Source organism: Microcoleus sp. A2-C3 (assembly GCF_036706065.1).
Classification (GTDB): domain Bacteria; phylum Cyanobacteriota; class Cyanobacteriia; order Cyanobacteriales; family Microcoleaceae; genus Microcoleus.
Genome location: NZ_JAUBVX010000027.1, coordinates 41,106 through 63,251 on the forward strand (window position 1 = coordinate 41,106; position 22,146 = coordinate 63,251).

Here is a 22,146-nt window from a genome sequence, read left to right on the forward strand (position 1 = left end):
GCATCGGGAATTGGGCATTGGGCATTGGGAATTTGGCATTGGGCATTGAGCATCGGGCATTGTAGATAGAATCGGGAAGTTATTGGTAACCAATAACCAATAACCAATAACTAATAACTAACAACTGTCAACTGTCAACCGTCAACTTACTTCATCAAAAAAGATGTAACTTCAACATAAGCTTTAGCTGCTGTTTCAGGAGTTTTTTGAGAAATTAGCTGCCGCGAATAGTCTCCCATCGATTCAATCAAATCAGGACTATCTATAAAAATCTTCATCTTTTCTGCCAACTCCTTGGCATTGCTAGGATCGAAAATATAACCGTTTTTCCCTGACGCAATTAACTCACTAGAAGCTGCACCGTTAGAACACAATACCGGTTTACCAAACACCATTGCTTCCGGTACAACCATGCCCCAGACATCCTCAAAAGTAGGAAAAACAAAAACATCAGCAAGCTGAAAATAAGCACCCAAACTTCCGTAATCAACCCATCCCACCCAGTTTACTTGATCGGGGAAATCTTGCTCTTTAATAAAAGCTTCCAACTCATCTTGCTGGTCGCCCTTGCCAACAATTAGTAAAGTATAATCAGAATATCCTTGTTTTTTTAGAATAGCACAAGCTTCTAAGAGGGTTTTAATTCCTTTTCGAGCTGTGATCCTTCCCACATATAAAAAAACTGGTTTTTTGATATCTAAATTGAGCCGCTTTTTTGTTGTCAAAGGTTTTAGCAGCGTTTCCGCATCGGGAACTAAATAAGTTCTCGTAAAAACTTGCTCTTCCGGTGCATGGAGAACCTCCACCAAATATCTTTTCCCGGCTTGGCTGTTAGAAACAAAAGCATCGGCAAACTTAGCTAGAATGCGTCTGGCGAATGTCCGAAAGCTCGAATCTCGAAAATCCGTGTTCGGAGAACTACCATCATAGATAATTGCAACTCGCCATTGACAAAGCGGTTTGAGGAGAATTACTAAGACAGTCCACAAAGAAAAAGCTTGCGGAAAAACTACTTGAGGTCTAAATTTGAGCAAGTGACCGATTATGCTAGGGGACACTGCGATGAAACCGCGATCGTATCCTGTTTCTATCTTTTCCGTCTCGACAAATTTAGTCTCCCCTACCAACTTAATTGCTGATGCTCCTGGTAGCGTCGGATCGAACCCAGACCAAACGCGACCAGTATAAAACACAGTATTTTTATATACTTTTGTAAATTCTCTCAATACAGGCTGCCAATAGGCACCCAATTCTACTTCTGGAACCAGCCAAGCGACGCGCAAATCATCTCCATCGACCATGCTATTCACCTTCAGTTTTGTTTTTAGTCAATCCCAGCTTGCTCAAAACTGAAAACCAAACTAACCTTCTGTAAGGTAGCAACCAATACACTGGCCAGAATAAACCACCGTGACGCTGAGCAAACACTTTCCACTCTTCCCAGGGTTGAAGGGTAGCATCTTTAAAAGCTAAACCCTTGGGTTGGTTCATTTTTTGCAAACCTTCACTCATATTGGCAGCCGCTGTTGTGGTTGACTGCGGATTGGGAGAACAAGTTCCTTGATATCCTGGAGCTATCCAAACTGTACAGCCTTTTTGTCTAGCACGCAGACCGTATTCCCAATCTGATAAATAATGAATAAAGGCTGGATCGAGATTGCCAACCAGTTCAACGACGCTGCGGGGAATTAACACGAAGTTACCATTCATGCTGTCACAAGGCTGAGCTGCTTTTGTTGGTTGGAGGAAGCGAAATTTAAAGGGAAGTAATGGGGTAATCTTGACTATACCGCCGTAAGTAAAATTACCTGTTTCTGGATCGCGAGTAGAGCCGGCAACGATCGCCTTTTCTTCTCCTTTTTTCATTAGCTCGCTACTGGTGGTCAACAGGTCGTTTAAAGCTTCTGGATCGAGTACGGTGTCGTCGTTGAGCCAGACATAGTAGTCTGGATCGTCTTTGATGGCTTCGCTGAAAGCCACCCGCATTCCTCCATTCCAAAATAAGTTACCATCTCCCGAAAAAATCTTGACTTGAGGGTATGTTTGCTGTACCGCTGCGGCTGTGCCATCAGTGCTGCCATCATCTACCAGATAAGCATTGAGTGCAATTTCACTTGTTAATTTTTGCTTGAACAGCGACTCTAGAGTGGCCAAAGTCTTTAACTTGCGGTTATGGCAAGTCATCAGGACTGCTATACTTATCTGCTCCATCTATATCAAATATTTGGCTGTTTGTGCAAAAATGGTAGAAAACAGTCTTCGGGCGATCGACAATGCCGATCGACTTCGAGTCCTATCCAATTATTAACTTAGTTTGCCCCAACTATCAAGATATTTACTCGATCGTTTATTTTTTGATTTTCTAGCTTGGCCCCGACGATAATTGCCTGACGGGGTAATTGTAACAATCAATACGTCCACTGTCCGAATATATACCAATACACATCCAAAAACAGGTATTTTCGATAGCCTACAAATTGTCGGTTTAATGAGTTTTACCTACTTAGGGGCTTGCCAAACTTCTTGATAAAGGTTTTGATACTCGCGAGCTTGCACTTCTAATGTAAACTTTGCTTCAACTTTCTCTCGTGCGTTGCGACAAAGCTTTTGGTGTCGCTCAGAATCTTCTAGCACCCAAGCAATCCCTCGCGCTAAATCCTCACTGTCATAGGGTTGGGCTAAATAACCATTATGCTGGCGATCGACAATATCTTTTAATCCCGTCACATCAAAAGCCACCACAGGCGTACCGCACGCCAGCGCTTCCGACGCCGTTTGACCAAAAGCTTCGTACCGCGATGGCACAACCATCACATCCGCCGCCGCATACACTTTTGACAAAGCAGCATCATCCAGCCTGCCTAAATAATGAGTTTTGAAACCAACATCGATCGGGCTTTCAGGCTCAGAACACCCAAAAACCAAAAGTTCAATCTGATCTTTCCATCCCGACTGACTCAGCCTTTGCAGAGCCGGAACCAGCAACGGAAAACCCTTCCAGCGATCGCCCGTTCCCTCCATCGCCCCAAACAACACCAACCGTTTATGTTGGGGCAAATTCAAACTATCTCTCACCTGCGGGCGGTTCAGCGGCTTGTAGAGTTCAGCATCAAGACCATTCGCAATGACTTTAACTGGATATTTTTTCAACAAAGAACTAGATTTCGCGCATTCAGCCAACCAATGACTCGGAGTTACCAAAGTCAGATCCAAATTTTGCCAAGCTTGAGCTTTGCGCTGCCAAATCCAACGAGAAATATCCGCATCCTTAGTGCTGTGCAGTTGCGGACAAGCACCGCAAGCATCAAGATAGCGATCGCAATTTTCACTATAGTGACATCCACCCGTAAACGCCCACATATCGTGCAGCGTCCAAACCACAGGTTTATTAAACTTTGCCAGGGTTTCAATCTGCATATAACCTTCACAAACCCAGTGCAAATTAATCACATCTGGGTTAATTTTGGCAACTTCCGATGCCAGGGAATCAGGAACCCATTGCGGCGAAAAAATTACCTGACCTAATTTTGGATACAGTTTTAACGGCAATCTATTTAATTTAGGTCGGAGACTCTTAAACTTTTCTCCTAACTTTGTCGGCATCAACCGCACCGTTTCATCATCACTCGACTTATAACCAGCCAAGATTTCGGAATTTACCCCGATACTTTGCAAGCCCTGGTGCAGGCGATAAGTCGCCCTCGCAGCACCACCTTTAAGATCGTAATTACTTACCAGCAGAACTTTCATCAAAATATCCTTAACTCAGGCCTACTTACTCAACAATTGTTTAATTTTTCGTTGTACTTTCTTGACCAATTTCGGATCGTAATCATATAAACTCTCCTGAGTGAAGTTATCAGCTTGGGCGTCGCGAATCACAAACGGAGGATGTTTGAGAGGAAAGGCGATCGGTTCAACAGACATATTATTGTAGGGACTGTTGATATCATCCGTGTGAGTTCCCCCCGTTCCATGTCCGATATTTGCAGCTAAATTGACATTAGACAAAATATTCAAACCATTTTGAATAAAACTCGCAAATGTCCACTGAAAATCCCAAGTGTCAATTGCTCCTTCGTAACACAACTGACAAGTTTTAGTCCAGATTTTAGCAGCATGAGCATCTCCCAATATATCCATCAAAAAATTGCCATCTCGAACCGAAGGCCACAGCTTCATATCTAAATCGTAGTGTCGCCAAGCTCGCCTCCAACTCGCCCAACTCCAGCAGTGAGTGTAGCGAGAAAAGTAGTAGCTATAATCAGTTCGCTGCTTCCCAAACTGCACATTTTGACCAGATATCGACATAATTCGTTCGTCGTATCGGTAGCGTTCTAGCAACTCTTCTGCAAAGTAAAAAAATGTACTATCCGGCAAACAATCATCCTCAATAATAATCGCCTCTTCCACCGTATCAAACACCCAATCTAGCCCGCTAGAAACTCGCTGACGACAGCCCAAATTGCGATCGGCATAATTTTGCAAAACTTCGCATTCCCAATCCACCTGATCAATAATCGCGCGAGTAGCAGCGCATTGTGTGTCTTCTCCAGGTCTATCCGGCCGCGGCCCGTCAGCAACTACTAGCAATTTAGACGGCTGGACTTTGCGAATTTCTGCGAATACTCTCTGGGTTTCTTCCGGGCGTTTGAAAATAATAAACGCGACGGGGGTTTTTAATGGTCGATCGAACATTTACAGAACTCCACTATGCTAATTGCGGACAACACTTGTGACTTTCGACAATCTCCTTTTGAGACCAGAAATTTTATTGTCAAACACATCCCAAACAGTCTTAGAAATATTGCGTTTTGGTATTCCTACATAACCCGCAACATATTTAGTAAACTGTTCTCCTACAGGCAGATTCCAAAAATCAGAGTTGGGATTAGCAACTTGTGCAAAAAGTCGCTTAATTCCGTATCCTTTTTCGGCTGGCAAATGCCACACATCCATTTTGAAATCAGCCTCAGTTGCTGTATAGTAGATCGGCGATGTCCACACTCGATTAAAGTAAGCATTCCCACTGCCGCGAGCATATCCCAGCTTATTGTAAATGTAGGTGAGCATCTGCTCTTCTGTATAAAATTTTGTCTTCCCTTCGGCAAATCTTTGCAAGCAAGTCTCCCAGATCGAGTCTACTTCGTCGGACAATATTTTAATGTGCTTACCACTTCCTACGATAAATTCTGCACCAAAATACTTGGGAGGCTCATCTACTTTATAGCCTAATTCCTCATAAATTGTCTGCATTTCTCGCCTGGTTAAACCGCTTATTTTTTTGTCGTCAGGCTCGTACAAATCGTAGGTTACCAAACCTTCTTTTTCAATATCGGCAATTATGCGATCGGCGGAGTTTACCCACACGCAGTCAGAGTCTAAAGCGATACAGCGATCGTTTAACTCAGAATTATTTTTGAGGTATTGAATGATGTCAAACTTAAAAAACGTACTTCTGAAGGCGGGGTAATATTCAAGTGGTGGCTGATAGGTAAATGGAATCTGGACAACTTTAACTCCGATTTTGTCGAAAAATTCAACGGTGTTAAAGCTTTCAAGATTTGGAATGCGATCGGCATTCGTAAATAAGATATGCTGAGCTTCCGGGTTATTTCTAACGCTGGAAGCAAAATATAGCACAGCACATCGCCAGTAAACTGATTGAAATTTTTCCGATGAAGATTTCGCATTCGATCCCTGCGGATATTTACTTTCCTGGCCTTCTTCATCACAGCACATTCCAGTAACTATGTAAACAGAACCGCTGTCATTCATGGTGTATATCTCCTATTATCTTTAAGGTGTAAAGTTAATTAAAGCCGTGAAGCGAAGCTATCCCGTTCGCGAAGCGTTCCCGAAGGGTAGGGAATCGCCTGTCATGTGAAAATAGAAATCCGAGCGTTTGAGAATCATTTCAGAACCAATATGTGCTAAGTTTTTCAAGCTAGTCGCCAGCGGCAGATATCGATAGCGAAACGAAGACAGTCTGGCGTCTGTTTCCTGATATAAAATATCTTGAGCAAAATTGCCCCACCTTTCATCAATCATATCGATCGTCATACCAGCGTGTCCCGAAGGCAGCAACATATTGGAACCGTGAATGCCAATCACCAAGCGACTTTCAGCATAAACCTGACACATTTGCCTCTCAGTTTTTTCATCAAACTTATCCACTCTTAAATCTTCTACCCACTCAGGAAAGCTAGTGCTTTTGCCTAAACCTGCCACTGCAAACTTAGCTGAAGGCAGCAATTTTCGCATTTTTGTAAACAAGCTGTGCACTTGCCAATTTTGAATACTTAAAGGAATTTGCAGCAAGTTTAGTTTTCGGCAAACTTTGAAAAGTAAATTATTGCACCACAGCCGATCTTCCCGCCAAACAAAAGTAATTTTGTATTCTTCTTTGTCAAAATCGTGTTTGGGAACCCCTGTAAATTTACTAATATCAAATTGACTGGGGTGAGAATAGGCTTTGCTTACGTAAACTTCATCAAAACGTTCTAACTGTTTGCTAACAAAATTCCCAAAACTGGGATAGTAACACTGACCATTTTTCAGCGATACAGGTACTGTCCAGACTTCGGCAACTCCTTCGGGAACCATCCACCTCATAAATTTTTGGACAATGACAATCAAACCCAATTCTGGGTGAGATTCTAAATGCCTCTGTGCGTTGAGCAACTTTAAAAGGCTGTGTCCGTAAAGATAATCAATGCAGTTTAATACGATTACCCGATCGCAAGATTTGAATATTTCTTGAGAAATTTCTAGCTGTTCGTTTTGAGGATTTTGCAGAGATTTGAGCAAGGGTTTTGCTAAAAATTCTTCTGCATATTTGTCCTTACTAAATGTTGTTCCTTCAGCTAAGTTAATGCTGTAAGCAGTTTTAGCGGCGTGGCCAATTCTCAACTCGTCAATGATCTCGCCGCCTCCTGGAGACTCAGACACAACACAGACGCGGGCACCTTGCCACAATACTTTGACAGGTTTGAGTATTTGGCCAGAGGAGAGACAGTGCGATCGATGTTCGAGCTTGGGTTTAATTTCAATCATTTGATCAATCCTCTTAGCCTGGAAGCAGCCTTGTATAAATTCAGCGAATTCAGGATTAAATTACCAAAAGGTCTCAGTTCTTTGATCAAAAAGTTGACTAAAATAATTACGTAGAAATAAGTGATTAAAGTTGCCACCGTTGCTCCAAAAGCTCCATATTTAGGAATCAGTAGAGAGTTCAATACTATATTAAAAAATGAGCCAATAAATGTCAAGTAAAGACCGTATCGCAGTTGACCTTCTAAGGCAAAATAGGTATTTCTAGCGATGCCGAAGTTACTGCCAAATTGAGCCCAAACGTAGATTGACAATACCCTAGCTGAGTCTGTATATTGAGCGCCGTAGAGAGTCTGGACTATGAAAGGAGCTAGCAGAGAGATTGGTAATGCCACTCCCAACCACAAAAATAACATGGCATCTGAGTAAATCTGAAAGTTTTTTAAGTATTCGCCATAATTTTTTTCTCTTAACTGTGCGAGTTTAGGGAAAATAGAAGAAGCGATGATCACAGGCAAAAAATCACAGATTTCCGATAGTTTGACTGCAACTGCATAATATCCCAACTCAGTTTTATCTATAGAACCGAGCATAATCTGATCGATTTTGGAATAAATAAAAACCGCCAAGCTCGACATCACCAGCGGCCAACTTTCCTGAAGCAATTGTTTGCCTCGTTGCCAACTGACTCGCCACAGCTTTAAATCATTTCCCCTGCTTTGATAGACAATGGCGATCGCCAATCCCGCCAATGCTACCTCTCCCAACCTCAACCAAGCAAAAGCAATCAGCGGTGCTTTGAGTTGAATTAATCCGATTCTGAGTCCTGCAACCAGTAATGATACGCAATTTCTAGCAACAACTGTATACTTAGATTGAACTTGAGACTGAAACCAAAAATTTATTGTTTCAAAGGACTGAAAAATAGTTCCGGCGGCGATGATCCCCACCAGCCAACGAGTTAAGTTGTCATTGGGATTTTGTATCGAAATCACTGTTACCGTTAGCAGTAAAGTGATGATTCCGCCTGCTAATTGTATGGCAAAAGCAGTTCCCAGAGTCTCTTCTTTGCAGTCGGGATTGCGAGCAATGTCGCGCACTACCAGAGTACCCAATCCCATCGTTGCTACCGAGGCAAACAGGGACACAAAGGCGATCGCATAATTGATTAAGCCAAATTGTTCCGGGCCTAGATATCTAGCTACCCACACTCCCACCAACAGACCCAGAGCCATCTGCAAAATTTGGTCTGTCAACAGCCAAGCCAGATTGCCGAGTACCTGGCGGAGGCCAGGGCCGAGCTTTTGACTGACCGCATTTAGCTTATCTAACATCAGAAAGTTTTCAGTCCTTGTCAGAAATAAATATACTTTTCGAGCGCTGGGGAATTAATCAAAAACCAGGCTCATTAATTTAGTATATCATAGTTCGATCGATTTTTAACTTCTGCAAGTTAATCATGATTCAATCTGGATGGATCTCGCTGCACCAAATCTCCTCCGTAAATGCGGCGGTTGCTGGATGGAGATTTGCTACTATCGATACTGAGTCTAACTGTGATTAACACGTAGGCAAGCCACACATCCCCAAGATCACCGATAGAACCTTCAGTTAAGTTATTCAAAACAATAAAAACTAAGTAAATAATCGGTATTCCCGATTCAGATAGCGGGCGTCGGCTCAGTTCCCGGACGGCAAAAATTAGATTGGTTAACAGAGAAACTAAGATTAGTAGGAGTCCTGGATAACCGAAAGAGAGCAATACTGATATACCGCCATTATGAGCAGTTTTCGGTTGAAATCCATTCGGAGTATATACAAAATAAGCTGGGGTTTTATCGCCCAGTAAAGCTTGTTGAAAAAATCCATCAAATCCATAGCCAAACCAAGGACGCTGATTGGCTGCCGCGATTAATTGTGGCCAGAACTCCGTGCGTCCTGTCAAAGTCAAATCCTTTCCCAAACCTCCGACAACAATGGACTCTAAATTGTCTATTATATAAACGCTGGAAATGATCCCCAATACCGTAAAACCGACAATAGAAGTAAATGCCCATTGAAACTTTAACTTGCTCAAAAAACTCAAAGATGATACTATAACTATCAGCATCAAACTATTAACTAAAGAACCACCGGAGCTAGTAGCTCTCACCAAATAAAAGGAAAACAACATGAATCCCAGAGCTATCCAGCGTTCTTTCTGAGTTTTAGCACCTTGGGAATAGTGCAGATACCAAAGTGCTGTACTCACCACCATGATGCTGCCCAGAGAATTTTTGTGACTCGTAATTCCTGCAAATTCCCGTCCCACATTCGGGTGCCGCAAAAAACTAACTATACCGATCGAGGTATAGCCCCATCGCACCAAACCTGATAGTTCGTGCCACTCATATCGTGCACCTAGATAAAAAGTAACAACAGTAAAACCTGTAAATGCTATCCCTGCTTTCAGCGTAATTTCAGGAACTAATGACCACAATGTCGATGTGATTGGTAGCAAACAATACAGCGAGAAACCAGGATTTCTCAGCAACAAAAATGACAATCCTTCTACAAACTGATTTTTGAAAAATTTAATAAATCTTCCACATAAAATAAATACTATCCAGGGATAAAAGACAATAGGAAGCTGATTGACAATAGCGCCATTAGTTTCAGTAAGATTGATAAAATGCAGGTAATTAAAAGGAGGTACATTGACGTGAGGAGATATGAAAATGTACAAAATAGCAAACCATTTCTCAAAAGTAACACCGAATTTTTTTTTGCTGGCTATCTGAAATATGAACAGAGTGATCATCAATCCACTGACACCCAATATAATCAGCAACAAATTATTGCTGATAATTAGTTCCTTAATGATTTTCGCCATAAATATTTACTCTCTCTGAGAAAAAGATCAATTTAGCAGCGGGCTAATTCCACCAAAATAACAATAAACCGAGGCAGTTGTCGCCCGCGATCTTTCTACGTAAGCTGCTGCGGATCTAAATTGTTGGTTGGGTAGGAGGAGAGGGGTTCGGGAATGAGGTTTTTTTTAATTCTGCCTTCTAGATAAGTGCTTTGGGGGGAGGGGAAGAAAATTTGATGATTTTTTTTCTTTGTATCTGCGATCGACATGGCATTTCAATGGTGAGCGATTAAACTGGTGAATGATCCTCAGATAAAATAGGTAGCCTGTGGTTAACGCTGATTTCCCCAAAAAAATAACCGCACCCCTCTTGAGTTTGACATTGTGGACGATCGCCTGCGCGAGTATTTCCCTTGGGTTCCCGCTTGGTGCAACGGCGCAACTGCAATTGCGTCCCGGCGCAGTCACAACACCATCGGGGGGCGTTAGACGATCGCCCGAAAGTTACAAACTCGGTGGCGGCGATCGCATCCAAGTAGAAATACTCGAAGTACCAGAACTCACCCGTGGCTACGAAGTCCTCTCAGACGGTTCTGTCAACCTTCCCCTCATCGGTCTGATCTCCATCCGCGCCCGCACCTTAGTAGAAGCCACCAACATCATCCGCAACGCCTACCTGCGCGTCCTCAAAGACCCGGTAGTCACAGTCAGCCTCGTCGCCGCCCGCCCCCTGAACGTCGGCGTGATCGGAGAAGTCACCAGGCCCGGAAACTTCATCATTACCCTGACTCCAGGGCCGGGGGTCGCGCCGAGTGTGCAGTATCCCACCGTCACCCAAGCGATTAGACTCGCAGAAGGCGTCACGGGTGTCGCCGACATCCGCAACATCCGTGTCCGCCGTCCCCAACCAGACGGCCCGGATCAAGTGCTTAACGTCAACCTGTGGAAATTCTTGCAAGAAGGAGACATCTCCCAAGATATCATTTTGCAAGACAGAGACACTATTGTGATCCCCACAGTCACTAACTTCAACCAAGCAGAAGCGCGCCAATTCGCGATCGCCAACTTTTCGCCACCGCCCGAAAAACCTCGATCGATCTCGATCGTCGGCCAAGTCACCCGCCCGGGGGCTTACGTCGTCATCGGTGGCAACACCACAAACGACGCCAGTCGCGAAGGCTTCCCCACCGTCATCCGCGCCATTCAGCTAGCCGGGGGCATCACCTCCGATGCCGACATCCGGCAAATCCAAGTGCGCCGCGTCACCAGAAGAGGCGAACAAATTATCCCAGTCAACCTGTGGCAGTTCCTAGAGTCCGGCGACGGCGCCCAAGATACCATCCTCCAGGAGGGAGACACGATCCTCGTACCCAAAGCCACGATAGTCAACCCCGCAGAAGCTGGCGTGCTGGCTAGCACTAACTTTGCTCCCCCCGGCATTAACGTTTATGTAGTAGGAGAAGTCAGAACAGCCCTCGATCCGGTCAGGCTCCCAGCTAATGCCACGCTGAATCAAGCTTTAATTTCTAGAGGTTTTTTTGGCTACGAGAATACGAGAGCTAAAAGGAATAAAATTGAGCTAGTCCGCCTCAATACCGACGGTACAGCTACTAAACGGACGATCGAAGTTGATTTAACTCAAGGCATTAACGAAGAAGTAAATCCTCAACTTCGGAACAACGACATGATTATCGTTTCCCGCAGCGGTCTCGTCAACTTCGTAGACCGCATGAACGCTGTAGTCGGGCCTGTCGGACCAGCTACCGGAGTGTTAAATTTTATAAACGTTTTCCGAAATTTATTCAGGTAAGAACGTTGCTGGTGAGGTGGATAATTCGTGGGAAAGGCTAGAATAAATTAAACAATAGGATTTCTGGCGTCGTGGCGTGGCAGCTTCAAAAATATCAACATCACAAATATAAACCTCAAAAATACCCAGGCTGAATATGGATAGCAGACAAGATTACCAACCCTTCACACCTAAATCAAAGGGCAAACTGCCCGACTTCTCGGCTCAGAACTACAGAGATAGGTTTGTCGAGGAGACAGAGGAAGAAAAGCTAGACTTGTCCTGGCTGTTAGGAGTCCTGCGCCGCCGTATCCTGGTCATGGCAGCAGCCACCATTGCTTTGAGCGCCCTTGCCGGAACAGCGATCTTCCTGACTTCTAAAAAGATAACGCTCGAGTATGAAGGCTCCTTTTCCCTGTTAGTAGAACCAGCCACCGCTGAAGGTTTGCTATCCAAACAATTAGACAACACCGTCGCTGCCGATTTAGCAAAAATTAATATAGAAGGGATTAGCTTAGTAGACTACGAAACCCAAATTAGAATTTTGCGCAGTCCCAAAATGATGCAGCCAGTGCTTCAGGAATTGCGAGCTTGGAATCCCAACCTGACCTACAGCGAAATGATGTCAAAACTGTCTATCAGCCGCGTCAGCTACGGAAAAGATGGCAAACAACAAGGCACAAAAATTTTAGAAGTTCGCTACAAAGATTCAGACCCAAAGAGAATTTATGGCGTATTGGATAAAATTTCTAAAGCTTATCTAGAATATAGCTTGCAGCAGCGGCTGACGGGCATTAATCAAGGCATTAAATTTATAGATATGGAGATGCCCAAGCTCCGAGAAAGAGTCGAAGTTCTGCAACTACAAGTCCAAAGACTGCGGCAGGATAGTAACTTGTTTGACCCCCAGCTAGAGGGAAAATCTCTGTCAGAACAAGTTCAAAGCATTCGGGGACAGCAAGTAGGACTCCAAGTACAGTTAAAAGGGATGCGTACTCTCTACCAAAGTTATCAAAAATTAGTCAATCAAAATAACCCAGTTGGCGTGTTGATGACCCAAGGACAAGCTTACGGCGGACTCTTAGGCCAAATCCAGAAAATAGACTCAGACCTCTCCCTAAAATTAGCTCAATACAGAGATGACAGTTTGCCCGTTTTAGCGTTGCGAAAAAGTCGGGAAGAACTGATTTTGACAGCAAGTCAACAAGCCAAAGAAGTGGTGATGGCAAATTTAAGCAGCCAAATCCAAGAAGTTGAGGCGCGCGATCGCGAAATGACTCAATTACAAAAAGATCTCAACCAAAAAATCAGAAATTTTTCAGTGACAACGCGGCAATACGACAATTTACAGCGGGAACTGCAAGTAGTTACTAAGAGTTTTTCAGACTTTTTGGCAAAACGAGAAGCTTTGCGGATTGATGCAGCTCAGCAGCAAATACCTTGGGTACTGATCAATCCTCCAGAAATTCCGCTAGACAAATTCGGCAAGTTTGTCACAGCTACCGTCAAACAAACCAAAAAACAGTTAGTGCTGGCAGTAATTTTAAGTAGTCTGCTGGGCATAGCAGTCGGCTTGCTAGTAGAGGTGCTAAATAATGTTTTCCACACTCCAGAATCGCTGAGAACAGCCACAAGATTGCCGGTGCTAGGGGTGATTCCGTTTACCAAAAAAGTCAAGCGCAGACCGCCAGCCAGACCAAGGAAACTAACATCGGCTCGATCGTCGTCGAAGTCGCAAGTGCAAGTTCTCGAACCGCTCGAAGCTGCACCTACTGCTCCGATGCTGGGGCAAAGTATTTTTAGGGAGTTAGACTATCAATTTTTAGAAGCATTTCGATCGCTCTACACGAACATTCACTTGCTCAGTGCAGGTACGGCGATTCGATCGCTCTTAGTGAGCTCGGCCGTAGCTGGAGACGGCAAATCTACAGTAGCTTTGCACCTGGCAGCCACAGCAGCAGCAGTCGGACAGCGAGTATTGTTAGTAGATGCCGATTTGCGCTGCCCGCAACTGCATACTAAGCTAGGACTGCCGAACGTGCGCGGCCTGGGCGATGCCATCTCCACAGATCTCAGCCTCAACGATGCGATTCAGCGAGCGCCCAACCAAGAGAATTTGTTCGTACTTACCGCCGGCCAAATTCCCGCCGATCCGATCAAGCTGCTTTCTTCCAAAAAAATGCAGTATCTGATGGAGCAGTTTCAAGCATTTTTTGACTTAGTGATTTATGATACCCCGCCCCTATCAGGCTTGGCAGACGCCCACTTGATCGCAGCTCACACCGACGCTACGATTATGGTGGTGCAAATTGGTAAAACAGATCGATCGCAAGTTAGCAAAGTTTTAGAAGAATTAAAATTTTCTGGAGCTTCCGTCTTGGGAATCGTGGCTAACGGCTGCAAAAACGACCGTCATAGCTATCGCCAGCGCCCGATCGGTTTAGAGACGCTCTACGACCAAAAAATCGCTTTAGGTACAAAAAATCAAAATTAGACAAATTTTGATGCAGGCGGCGCGCCACCTTCCTCGATCGGAATTGCACAAGCAAGCTGCACCGTCATTTTTTGAGAAAAGTACCATTTGAGAAAGAAAATGATAGACTAACGGACATAGCCTCGTGTGTCAACCGAGATTACGCGGATCTTTAAATTCGCGATAATTCTTTAAAAAATGATTGGGAAATCAGCAAAAGTGGGTAAACTACATCTAGCAGAACGCAATCTCAATCAGGAAAAGACACCTTTGAAGGTGAACGTTAATGCAAACGTTAATGTGAACGTTTCAACCCAGAAACTTGGTAGGGATTATTCTATGAGTACAGTTATGGTTGTTGATGATAGCGTCACTCTGCGGGAGATGATCGCTGACTTGCTCAAAGGTAGAGGACTCAACGTCACGGTAGCTAGTGATGGCGTAGAAGCTCTAGAGCAAATCAAAGCCAACCGCCCAGATTTAGTCGTTCTGGATATCGTGATGCCCCGGATGAACGGCTACGAAGTCTGTCGCCGGCTCAAAAGCGACCCCAAAACTCAGAATCTGCCGGTGGTAATGTGTTCGAGCAAAAGCGAAGAGTTCGATCGCTACTGGGGAATGAAACAAGGAGCTGATGCTTACATCGCCAAGCCATTTCACCCTCAGGAATTGGTCGGTACGATTAAGCAACTGCTGCGCGGTTGAAGTAGAGGAAGAGGGACAGAAAAAAATGTCTTGAGTGGTTCCAATTTCTGATCCCGCAGCCTCTCTAAACTACTCGATTGACAATAGTCCAAACATCCCCGTCCGATCGCACGTAGGGCACAGAAATACTCTTAAAACCAGTAATAAAAGGCTTGTAATAAACCTGCCAGTAACTGGGGCTAATTTGGTCAGCGATGGCTTTGAGTCCCTTCACTTCCGCAGCCAGTTCCCCCGCCAGTTCGTTAATCCGTTCCGCGTGTCCGCGAGCGAGAACTCTTCCCTCCTCAACCTGCTCCTCCATCGGGTTCCTTCTTTGCAAGTTTACCGATAGCTGCTGTTTCTGATGAAGTTGATCAGACAGAGCAGCGATCGCATCATCTATCCCCTTGACTTCTGCTGACACTTCTGCTGTTTCCCTCGCGTGACGGCGGTAAGCATCGGCGATCGCTTGAGGCGAATCACCGAGGGGGGCGGCAGCGCCAATGCTAAGCTGCTGGCGTTCCCGGCGCAATGCCTCAATCTGAGAAGAAATTGCTTTGATGTCTGTCTGAAGTTTGTCCACTTAATTACCGCGTGGTTTTTGGATATTTTAGCATATTAACACAAACCAATCAGTCGATCGGCCTTGAAATTGCATATTTTGGGCGATGCTCAGAGCATCGCCCCACAAGAAAAAGTTCAATTGCTTTAAAATATAAAAATTTGTATTTTTGAGTTGAGCGGTTCCCGTCTAGATCGAGTTTGGTGAATCAGCATTATAGGTTTGATCCTTCGGAATGCAAGTCCTCAAAGTTTGATGAGGACTTGCATTCCGAACGATCAAACACAATTACCAATTATTAATTGAGTTATTTTAAATTGTCACCGCTTGCTGCCTCAAACTGACTACAGCCTCCACCAAAACATCGGGTGGTACGGGTTTAGCCAAATGGCGATCGAAACCAGCTTTCAAAGCCGATAAATTACTCCGACCAGCAAATAACCGCGCTGTCCGGTTTCAGCATCTTTTAACGTGGAAAGTGTGGCTTCGAGTTCAGTTGAAACTTGGTGAGTGTGGCTCACTGAGCGTTCGTTTTCGACTAACTTGAGAGTATTGCGGTAGGAAGTTGCCGCATTGAAAATTAGCAGCCCCAAGGCCATGCCGATGCCTGCGGTGATTTGGCGAGTCAGCGATTTATTCTTGAAATACTCGGCACGCAAGTCCTGCTTTTTTTATTTTACTTGGATGTGGGCGATCGTTTTTTTGTCCGGGCACACACGGTGGCGAAAGTGTCTAAATTTAAGGCTCAAATCTGCGATGATTTATCTTGTTTCTAGTTTAGCTGGATCAGCAGAAGCCCCGCGCTCAATCCGCTTCGGATGAGCGTCGGGATGAATGGGACCGAAGCGACGATTGCCCGTTTGACAATCCCAACAATCGCAGATATCGGAAGGAGAACGGGCATGGGTCGACTCGCCGTATTCTTTGCATTTGTATTGTCTGATCCATTGTGTTATCATAGTTCCAGTAGCGTGATAAACAACATTGTGTTGAAAGCAGTCAAAGTCAGAATCTATCCCAGTCAGGAACAACAAAACCATCTGGCGCAAGCTTGTGGTTGTGTCCGTTGGGTTTGGAATCAGTCATTGGCTACGATGTCCCAGACTTACAAAGAGACTGGGAAAAGTATCTCTGCCTTCACGATGAAGAAACAGATTCCAGTCTGGAAGACTGAGTTTGAATGGCTCAAAGAGTGTTACTCTCAGTGCCTTACAGTCTTCGGTACTAAATCTGTCTCAGGCATTTATCAACTTCTTTGATGGTCGCGCCCTTTATCCAACCTTTAAGAAATGTCAGGGCAAACAATCGATTCAATTTCCTCAAAACGTTAAAGTTTTGGAACATGATCAGATTAAATTCCCTGGCAATCTTGGGGTAGTTAAGGCTAAAATTCATCGTGAATTGGTGGGTATTGTAAAAACTGTTACGGCGTCTAAGATGCCTGATTGTCGTTACTACGCATCATTGTTGATGGATGATGGCATTGCTCGACCTGAGACGATAGAAGATGGCAAAGCAATCGGCATCGACCTTGGATTACTTGACTTTGTTGTTACGTCTGAAGGCTCTAAATATCAGAACCCTCGGCATCTAAAAAAACACGAACGCAACTTAAAGCGCAAGCAGAAAAAACTATCTCGCAAAAAAAATAAGACTACGAATAAGCGACGTAAGGCTAAATTGGCTGTTGCAAAAGTCCACGCTAGAATCGCTAGAGTCAGAGAAGATTTCCGACATAAACTATCCCGTAAGATAGTCGATGAAAACCAAATCATTGTCGTAGAAAATCTGGCAGTAAAGAACATGGTGAAGAATCATTGCCTAGCTAAATCCATCAGCGATGCTGGATGGGGAATGTTTTGTACTATGCTCAAATACAAGGCAGAAGCATTCGGTAAAGTATACCTAGAAGTAGGTCGATTCTTTCCTTCGTCGCACCTTTGTTCTGAGACTTTACTGTCGCTGCCAAAAATGGATTTGTCTGTCCGTGAATTCGATTGTCCCCACTGTGGGAAACGGCACGACCGAGACGTTAATGCAGCCATCAATATTAAAAATGAAGGCTTACGGATATTGGCGTTGGGAACCAGCGTTACTGCCCTTGGAGGCAATGTAAGACCAAAACAGTATGGGCGTAAGTCTACTAATGTCGAGGCGGTTGCTCTTGAATTGGGAAGCCCGCTCTCTATCCGTAGGATGAGAGTCGGGTAGTTCACTCTCGCTCCCCTCGCATCCTCCTTAAGTTGGAGACGGCAAACAGGCCATCTCTCGCTGCCAGCCAAGCTTAATTCGCCATGTTCTGTAGCATCGCTTTTGTTGCTTTGAGTCTTTCAAATCGTGGCAGGAAAAAAGGAGTTTTTACCTATTGATTTTGGTTGATTTTTGCGGTATATTTTAGATAATGGAAGTGGTGACTTGAATTTAAAAATTGCCACTATTCCCATCATTTAATAATACCTTGTCAATCCACCCGCGTCAAGCTTTTTACCCGAAAAAAAAGGCAATTTATTTTTTTTATTAAAAATAATTTTTAGGACTCAGGGGAGAAATTGCTAGGGAAACGAACCGCAGATGAACGCAGATTAACGCGGATAATTTTCAGATGGGAGAGGGAATAAAAAGCAATTGGAGTTTATAGTCTGTTTGCAAGAGAGACGATCGCACTGCACGCCGAAAATGATGACCCCGAGTGCAGTGGCGAACCAGAAAATTACGCAATAACAGTGGATTTCATCGCCAAAATGCGATCGATCGCATCCTCAACCACCTTATCAGGAGTCGAAGCACCGGAAGTCACGCCCACAACAATATTACCATCAGGCAGCCAATTGTCAGCTACGACCAAATCTCCGCCTAAAGGCTTGTGTTCGATGCGATTTCCCGGTAAAATACGTTCCGCACAATCAATGTGATAAGAAGGAAGAGATTTGTGAATCGCAATCTCCTGCAAGTGCGTAGTATTAGAAGAATTAAAACCCCCAATCACCAGCATCAAATCCAACTTCTCCTTAACCAAACCCAACATAGCATCTTGCCGTTCCTGAGTCGCATCGCAGATAGTATTAAAACTCAGAAAATGTTCATTAAGATTCTCCGGGCCAAACTTCCGCATCATCGTCTTTTCAAATAATTTACCAATATTCTCAGTTTCAGTTTTGAGCATAGTAGTTTGGTTAGCGATCCCGACACTTACCAAATCCAGATCCGGGTCAAAACCAGCCGAATAAGCCTTACTAAACTTAGTAAGAAACTGATTTCTGTCGCCACCGTGCAAGATATAATTGCTGACATATTCAGCTTCCTGCAAATTCAGCACAATCAAATACTTATCGGCAAAAGAACTGGTAGCAACAGTTTCCTCATGCTTGTATTGACCGTGAATAATCGAAGTATAATCTTTCTTCTTGTGCTTTTCAACAGTATTCCAAACCTTAGAAACCCAAGGACAAGTAGTATCAACAATCTTGCAGCCCTTATCGTTCAGCAACTGCATTTCTTGGACACTAGCGCCAAAAGCAGGTAAAATTACCACATCGCCACTATCGACAACCGAAAAATCTTTCAGTCCCTTTTCAACAGCAATAAAACCCACTTCCATATCGCGCAAATGCTGATTTACAGAAGGATTGTGAATAATCTCATTAGTAATCCAAATCCGTTCCGAGGGGAAGTGCTGGCGAGTCTCGTAAGCAATAGCTACAGCGCGTTCCACCCCCCAGCAAAAGCCAAAAGCCTCAGCCAGCCGGATAGTGACTGCGCCGCGTTGCAGCCTGTAATTGTTGTCGCGAATTTGCTGGATCAGACTGCTTTGATAAGCCGTCTGCATCACCTCAGCTACCTCAGCTTGGTGTCCAAAACCCTTGCGGTGGTAGTTTTCGGACTGTTGGAGCGATCGTTTAAAAGCTTTAGTATCCATGCGGTATCGAGTTGAAATTTAGGTTAATTACCTTTGATTTTAGAAGGCCTGGGTGCGATCGGGATTATACGATTTTAGATTTTAGATTTTAGATTGGAATGAATTACTGCATAAGGGTTTGCGGCTTGTATGCAGTTACATTCTTTTTTGAAACTGGTATTATTGGATTTAGTAGCGAACAGGGAATATAGCAATCATTTTATCAGTTACGAACGTCGATCGCAGCAGGCTAACCCGTGCCGCCACAAGTGCTGCGATCGGGCAAATCCGGCAAAAATGGCTATATGCTGTGCCGGATTTTCGTTCCCGGAGTGCTGATGCGCCGCTGTGACGGGCGCGACTTTGATCAGTTCGTTAAAAAAACTTAAAAAAAGCGTAGAGACGCAGATAACTGCATCTCTACACGATCGAACTTACCCTTAAAAATCAGCTTCCCACCTTTTTAGGCGCAAAAGGAGAACCAGATTCAAAGGAACTGAAACCGCCGGCAAAATCCTCACCGTAAGCTTCTTCCCCGTGTTGGCCGATATCCAAACCTTGGTCTTCAGCAGATGAGGACACTCGCAGTTCCATAAATAGCGCCAAAATCTTCAGGATCACAAAAGTGCCGACAGCCGCAAACACGTAAGTAGCTAGAACGCCTACAAACTGGGTCACGATTTGCCCCGGATTCCCGGCAAACAGCCCGTCATTTCCGGCAGCGTTAACTACTTTAGTGGCAAACACGCCAGTCAGAATCGCGCCTACAGTACCGCCGACTCCGTGAATCGGGAAGGTATCCAAAGAGTCGTCAAACCCCAGCTTAGCCCGGAAGCTAACGGCAAAGAAGCAGCAAACTGAAGTGATCGATCCGATCAAAACCGCTCCTACTGGTAGCACGAATCCCGCCGCCGGTGTGATGCCTACAAGTCCCGCTAGGAAGCCGCTGGCAATTCCGACTGCTGTCGGTTTGCCTCTGAGCACCCATTCCAGGATTGTCCAAGTTAAGCCGCCGCCTGCTGTAGCAATCATCGTGGTGACAAAAGCCACTGTGGCTAAGGAACCAGAACCCAAGGCGCTACCTCCGTTGAAGCCAAACCAGCCGAACCACAGCAACCCAATTCCCAGCAAGACGTAGGGTACGTTGTGGGGGGTGTGGGGGTTGTTCAAGTGGTCTTTGCGGGGCCCGATCATCCAAGCTGCGACTACCGCAGATACGCCGGAACTGATGTGGACGACTGTGCCGCCGGCAAAGTCTAATGCTCCGATCGCCCCCAGCCAGCCTCTACCCCAAACCCAGTGGGCTAAAGGTGAGTAGACGAAGGTAGACCACAGCAGCACGAACCAGAAGTAGGTTTTGAATGTTACCCGTTCGACGATCGCCCCGGAAATCAATGCTGGAGTGATGATGGCGAACATCATTTGGTAAACCATGAAGACTTGGTGGGGTATTGTCGGTGCGTAGCCGATCGGATCTGGTTTGTCGGCGACGACGCCGTTCAAAAACATCCAGTCGAAGCCGCCGATGAAGGTTTCGAGTCCTTGGCCGAACCCTTTAGCATCCAGACTACCGGGGGTGACATCAAAAGCTAAGCTGTAGCCCCACAGCGTCCACGTGACGCCGATCAGTCCCATCATCACCAAGCTCATCATCATGGTGTTGAGGACGTTGCGCGATCGCACCAGTCCCCCGTAGAAAAACGCAAGCCCAGGTGTCATCAGCAGTACCAGTGCTGATGACACTAACATCCAGGCTGTATCGCCAGTGTCGATCGGATTCGCCACCACCGCTGCAATAGCCGCAGGGGGAGGAGCATCTTGAGCTAAGGCACTGTTCATCAGCGGCCAGCTTAATAGCCACAGTGCGAGGATGCCGATCGTAAAACTTTTTTTGATCACGTTACTTTCACCTTCTAAATAGTCAGCAATTTTTAGGGAAGACCGAGCCGATTTTAGATGCGAGGATTTTAGATGCAATAGTTATTTGGTTTTAAGTCCCTGTTTTAGCGGAACCAATCTTTAATAGATAATTCCCAAATCCTCAACTCCCGAACTTCCTATATCCGGACTCATCTAAATTTGTCAAGTATCAATCCAATAGTATGTGCCTTATGGATTGCACCATTTGTACAAATAGTTATTCTGTATCAGAATATACTAAATGCTAAGAATCATATTTGCTTAATCTATCCCGATGTACTTGACATAACCTGTGGAAGCAGAGTAATCGGTGTTGGGGAGAGTGGGATAGGGGGAGAGTTCGGGAGTGGGAGCATTTTTCTTCCGCTTGTAAAAACCTAACTAAATCTACCCATCGAGTAAATTAGTAGGGATAAGTCTACGGTGTAACTTTAAGTCAATCAGATTTAACGCTTACGCTTGGAAGATGCCCGACTTTTGCTATTACTAGCGACTCGCTCGACATCAGCCATAACCAAATCCGCCCAGTTAGAGATGTTATAGTAATCGTGACGACGATTAACTACAGCACATTGACCATTGAATTTATGCAGTTGGTTTAACCCGCTCCAGACGTGCTTTCTAGGGTTCACCCCTAGATGGACACAGAGCGAGGCAATCTTTCACTCAAATTCATACCACGACGCGCGATCGCAATTGCAGCGGCAACATCAGAAGATAATCCATACATTCGAGCATATTTAACCAAACCAATTAAGCTGGTATAGGCTGGATTGCGGGTAAATAAAGAGATGCCACGATTGGATAAAATTGACTCCAGTAATTGATAAAAACGACTATAAGCCCAACCAGATAACATTCGAGCATACTTTCGACCTCGCTCTCTGAGTTGAGTTTTCTTAGTCGAAAAATCCAGGGA

At 44.8% G+C, this 22,146-nt stretch carries 19 protein-coding genes; 6 read left to right on the forward strand and 13 right to left on the reverse strand.

Annotation, left to right across the window (positions count from 1 at the left end; genetic code table 11):
* Window positions 1-146: 146 nt before the first annotated feature.
* The 8 genes from QUB66_RS16240 to QUB66_RS16275 form a co-directional block, all read right to left on the reverse strand.
* A complete protein-coding gene (locus tag QUB66_RS16240) occupies window positions 147-1,301 on the reverse strand; it encodes a glycosyltransferase family 4 protein (RefSeq protein ID WP_332968748.1) in 1,155 nt (384 codons plus the stop codon).
* Window position 1,302: 1 nt separating this feature from the next.
* Complete coding sequence (locus QUB66_RS16245; RefSeq protein ID WP_321161534.1) at window positions 1,303-2,184, reverse strand: glycosyltransferase family 2 protein; 882 nt, start codon at window positions 2,182-2,184, stop codon at window positions 1,303-1,305.
* A 315-nt stretch (window positions 2,185-2,499) separates the two neighbouring features.
* Window positions 2,500-3,750: a glycosyltransferase family 4 protein gene (locus tag QUB66_RS16250; RefSeq protein ID WP_332968727.1), complete on the reverse strand. Its 1,251-nt coding sequence runs from the start codon at window positions 3,748-3,750 to the stop codon at window positions 2,500-2,502.
* A 21-nt stretch (window positions 3,751-3,771) separates the two neighbouring features.
* Complete coding sequence (locus QUB66_RS16255; protein ID WP_332968729.1) at window positions 3,772-4,698, reverse strand: glycosyltransferase family 2 protein; 927 nt, start codon at window positions 4,696-4,698, stop codon at window positions 3,772-3,774.
* A gap of 18 nt (window positions 4,699-4,716) precedes the next feature.
* Window positions 4,717-5,778, reverse strand: coding sequence for a hypothetical protein (locus QUB66_RS16260; RefSeq protein WP_265234006.1), 1,062 nt, complete (start codon window positions 5,776-5,778; stop codon window positions 4,717-4,719).
* Between the two features lie 57 nt (window positions 5,779-5,835).
* Complete coding sequence (locus tag QUB66_RS16265; protein WP_332968731.1) at window positions 5,836-7,056, reverse strand: hypothetical protein; 1,221 nt, start codon at window positions 7,054-7,056, stop codon at window positions 5,836-5,838.
* Window positions 7,053-8,387 (reverse strand): flippase, encoded by a 1,335-nt coding sequence (locus QUB66_RS16270; RefSeq protein WP_332968732.1) that lies wholly within the window; start codon window positions 8,385-8,387, stop codon window positions 7,053-7,055. Before QUB66_RS16270 ends, QUB66_RS16265 begins: the two co-directional genes overlap by 4 nt.
* Before the next feature lie 119 nt (window positions 8,388-8,506).
* A complete protein-coding gene (locus QUB66_RS16275) occupies window positions 8,507-9,925 on the reverse strand; it encodes an O-antigen ligase family protein (RefSeq protein WP_332968733.1) in 1,419 nt (472 codons plus the stop codon).
* 307 nt (window positions 9,926-10,232) lie between these two features.
* On the opposite strand from QUB66_RS16275, the gene QUB66_RS16280 reads away from it, so the two are divergent.
* From QUB66_RS16280 to QUB66_RS16290, 3 genes are all read left to right on the forward strand, one after another.
* Complete coding sequence (locus tag QUB66_RS16280) at window positions 10,233-11,714, forward strand: polysaccharide biosynthesis/export family protein (RefSeq protein ID WP_332968735.1); 1,482 nt, start codon at window positions 10,233-10,235, stop codon at window positions 11,712-11,714.
* Window positions 11,715-11,850: 136 nt separating this feature from the next.
* Window positions 11,851-14,187 carry a GumC family protein gene (locus QUB66_RS16285; RefSeq protein ID WP_265234011.1) on the forward strand — a complete coding sequence of 779 codons (2,337 nt, stop codon included), beginning with the start codon at window positions 11,851-11,853 and terminating at the stop codon, window positions 14,185-14,187.
* 318 nt (window positions 14,188-14,505) lie between these two features.
* Window positions 14,506-14,871, forward strand: coding sequence for a response regulator transcription factor (locus tag QUB66_RS16290; protein WP_039886668.1), 366 nt, complete (start codon window positions 14,506-14,508; stop codon window positions 14,869-14,871).
* A gap of 64 nt (window positions 14,872-14,935) precedes the next feature.
* Here QUB66_RS16290 and QUB66_RS16295 read toward each other — a convergent pair whose 3' ends face one another.
* Together QUB66_RS16295 and QUB66_RS16300 are read right to left on the reverse strand one after the other, a co-directional pair.
* Window positions 14,936-15,433, reverse strand: a complete 498-nt coding sequence (locus QUB66_RS16295; protein ID WP_332968737.1) for a hypothetical protein — start codon at window positions 15,431-15,433, stop codon at window positions 14,936-14,938.
* Between the two features lie 386 nt (window positions 15,434-15,819).
* A complete protein-coding gene (locus QUB66_RS16300; protein WP_265234013.1) occupies window positions 15,820-16,071 on the reverse strand; it encodes a CHASE3 domain-containing protein in 252 nt (83 codons plus the stop codon).
* Window positions 16,072-16,314: 243 nt separating this feature from the next.
* Between QUB66_RS16300 and QUB66_RS16305 the strand changes: the two genes are divergently transcribed.
* On the forward strand, window positions 16,315-16,671 hold the full coding sequence (locus tag QUB66_RS16305) for a helix-turn-helix domain-containing protein (RefSeq protein ID WP_321161536.1): 357 nt from the start codon (window positions 16,315-16,317) through the stop codon (window positions 16,669-16,671).
* Window positions 16,589-17,623: an RNA-guided endonuclease InsQ/TnpB family protein gene (locus QUB66_RS16310; protein WP_332968738.1), complete on the forward strand. Its 1,035-nt coding sequence runs from the start codon at window positions 16,589-16,591 to the stop codon at window positions 17,621-17,623. Before QUB66_RS16305 ends, QUB66_RS16310 begins: the two co-directional genes overlap by 83 nt.
* A 499-nt stretch (window positions 17,624-18,122) precedes the next feature.
* Here the strand turns inward: QUB66_RS16310 and QUB66_RS16315 are convergent, their stop codons facing one another.
* Window positions 18,123-19,328 carry a 4-hydroxy-3-methylbut-2-enyl diphosphate reductase gene (locus QUB66_RS16315; RefSeq protein WP_332968739.1) on the reverse strand — a complete coding sequence of 402 codons (1,206 nt, stop codon included), beginning with the start codon at window positions 19,326-19,328 and terminating at the stop codon, window positions 18,123-18,125.
* 236 nt (window positions 19,329-19,564) lie between these two features.
* Between QUB66_RS16315 and QUB66_RS16320 the strand changes: the two genes are divergently transcribed.
* Window positions 19,565-19,696, forward strand: a complete 132-nt coding sequence (locus QUB66_RS16320) for a hypothetical protein (protein WP_265234015.1) — start codon at window positions 19,565-19,567, stop codon at window positions 19,694-19,696.
* A gap of 58 nt (window positions 19,697-19,754) precedes the next feature.
* Here the strand turns inward: QUB66_RS16320 and QUB66_RS16325 are convergent, their stop codons facing one another.
* Entirely contained in the window at window positions 19,755-21,206 is a 1,452-nt protein-coding gene (locus QUB66_RS16325) for an ammonium transporter (protein WP_321161538.1), read from the reverse strand.
* 655 nt (window positions 21,207-21,861) lie between these two features.
* The gene (locus tag QUB66_RS16330) at window positions 21,862-22,086 is read right to left on the reverse strand and encodes a hypothetical protein (protein WP_332968741.1); all 225 of its coding nucleotides are present in this window, start codon (window positions 22,084-22,086) and stop codon (window positions 21,862-21,864) included.
* Between the last annotated feature and the right edge of the window lie 60 nt (window positions 22,087-22,146).

Coding starts and splice junctions, on each gene's coding strand:
- QUB66_RS16270 (WP_332968732.1), bottom strand. CDS start 8,387: ATGTTAGATAAGCTAAATGCGGTCAGTCAAAAGCTCGGCCCTGGCCTC.
- QUB66_RS16265 (WP_332968731.1), bottom strand. CDS start 7,056: ATGATTGAAATTAAACCCAAGCTCGAACATCGATCGCACTGTCTCTCC.
- QUB66_RS16275 (WP_332968733.1), bottom strand. CDS start 9,925: ATGGCGAAAATCATTAAGGAACTAATTATCAGCAATAATTTGTTGCTG.
- QUB66_RS16315 (WP_332968739.1), bottom strand. CDS start 19,328: ATGGATACTAAAGCTTTTAAACGATCGCTCCAACAGTCCGAAAACTAC.
- QUB66_RS16240 (WP_332968748.1), bottom strand. CDS start 1,301: ATGGTCGATGGAGATGATTTGCGCGTCGCTTGGCTGGTTCCAGAAGTA.
- QUB66_RS16330 (WP_332968741.1), bottom strand. CDS start 22,086: ATGTTATCTGGTTGGGCTTATAGTCGTTTTTATCAATTACTGGAGTCA.
- QUB66_RS16260 (WP_265234006.1), bottom strand. CDS start 5,778: ATGAATGACAGCGGTTCTGTTTACATAGTTACTGGAATGTGCTGTGAT.
- QUB66_RS16250 (WP_332968727.1), bottom strand. CDS start 3,750: ATGAAAGTTCTGCTGGTAAGTAATTACGATCTTAAAGGTGGTGCTGCG.
- QUB66_RS16290 (WP_039886668.1), top strand. CDS start 14,506: ATGAGTACAGTTATGGTTGTTGATGATAGCGTCACTCTGCGGGAGATG.
- QUB66_RS16285 (WP_265234011.1), top strand. CDS start 11,851: ATGGATAGCAGACAAGATTACCAACCCTTCACACCTAAATCAAAGGGC.
- QUB66_RS16255 (WP_332968729.1), bottom strand. CDS start 4,698: ATGTTCGATCGACCATTAAAAACCCCCGTCGCGTTTATTATTTTCAAA.
- QUB66_RS16245 (WP_321161534.1), bottom strand. CDS start 2,184: ATGACTTGCCATAACCGCAAGTTAAAGACTTTGGCCACTCTAGAGTCG.
- QUB66_RS16305 (WP_321161536.1), top strand. CDS start 16,315: ATGGGTCGACTCGCCGTATTCTTTGCATTTGTATTGTCTGATCCATTG.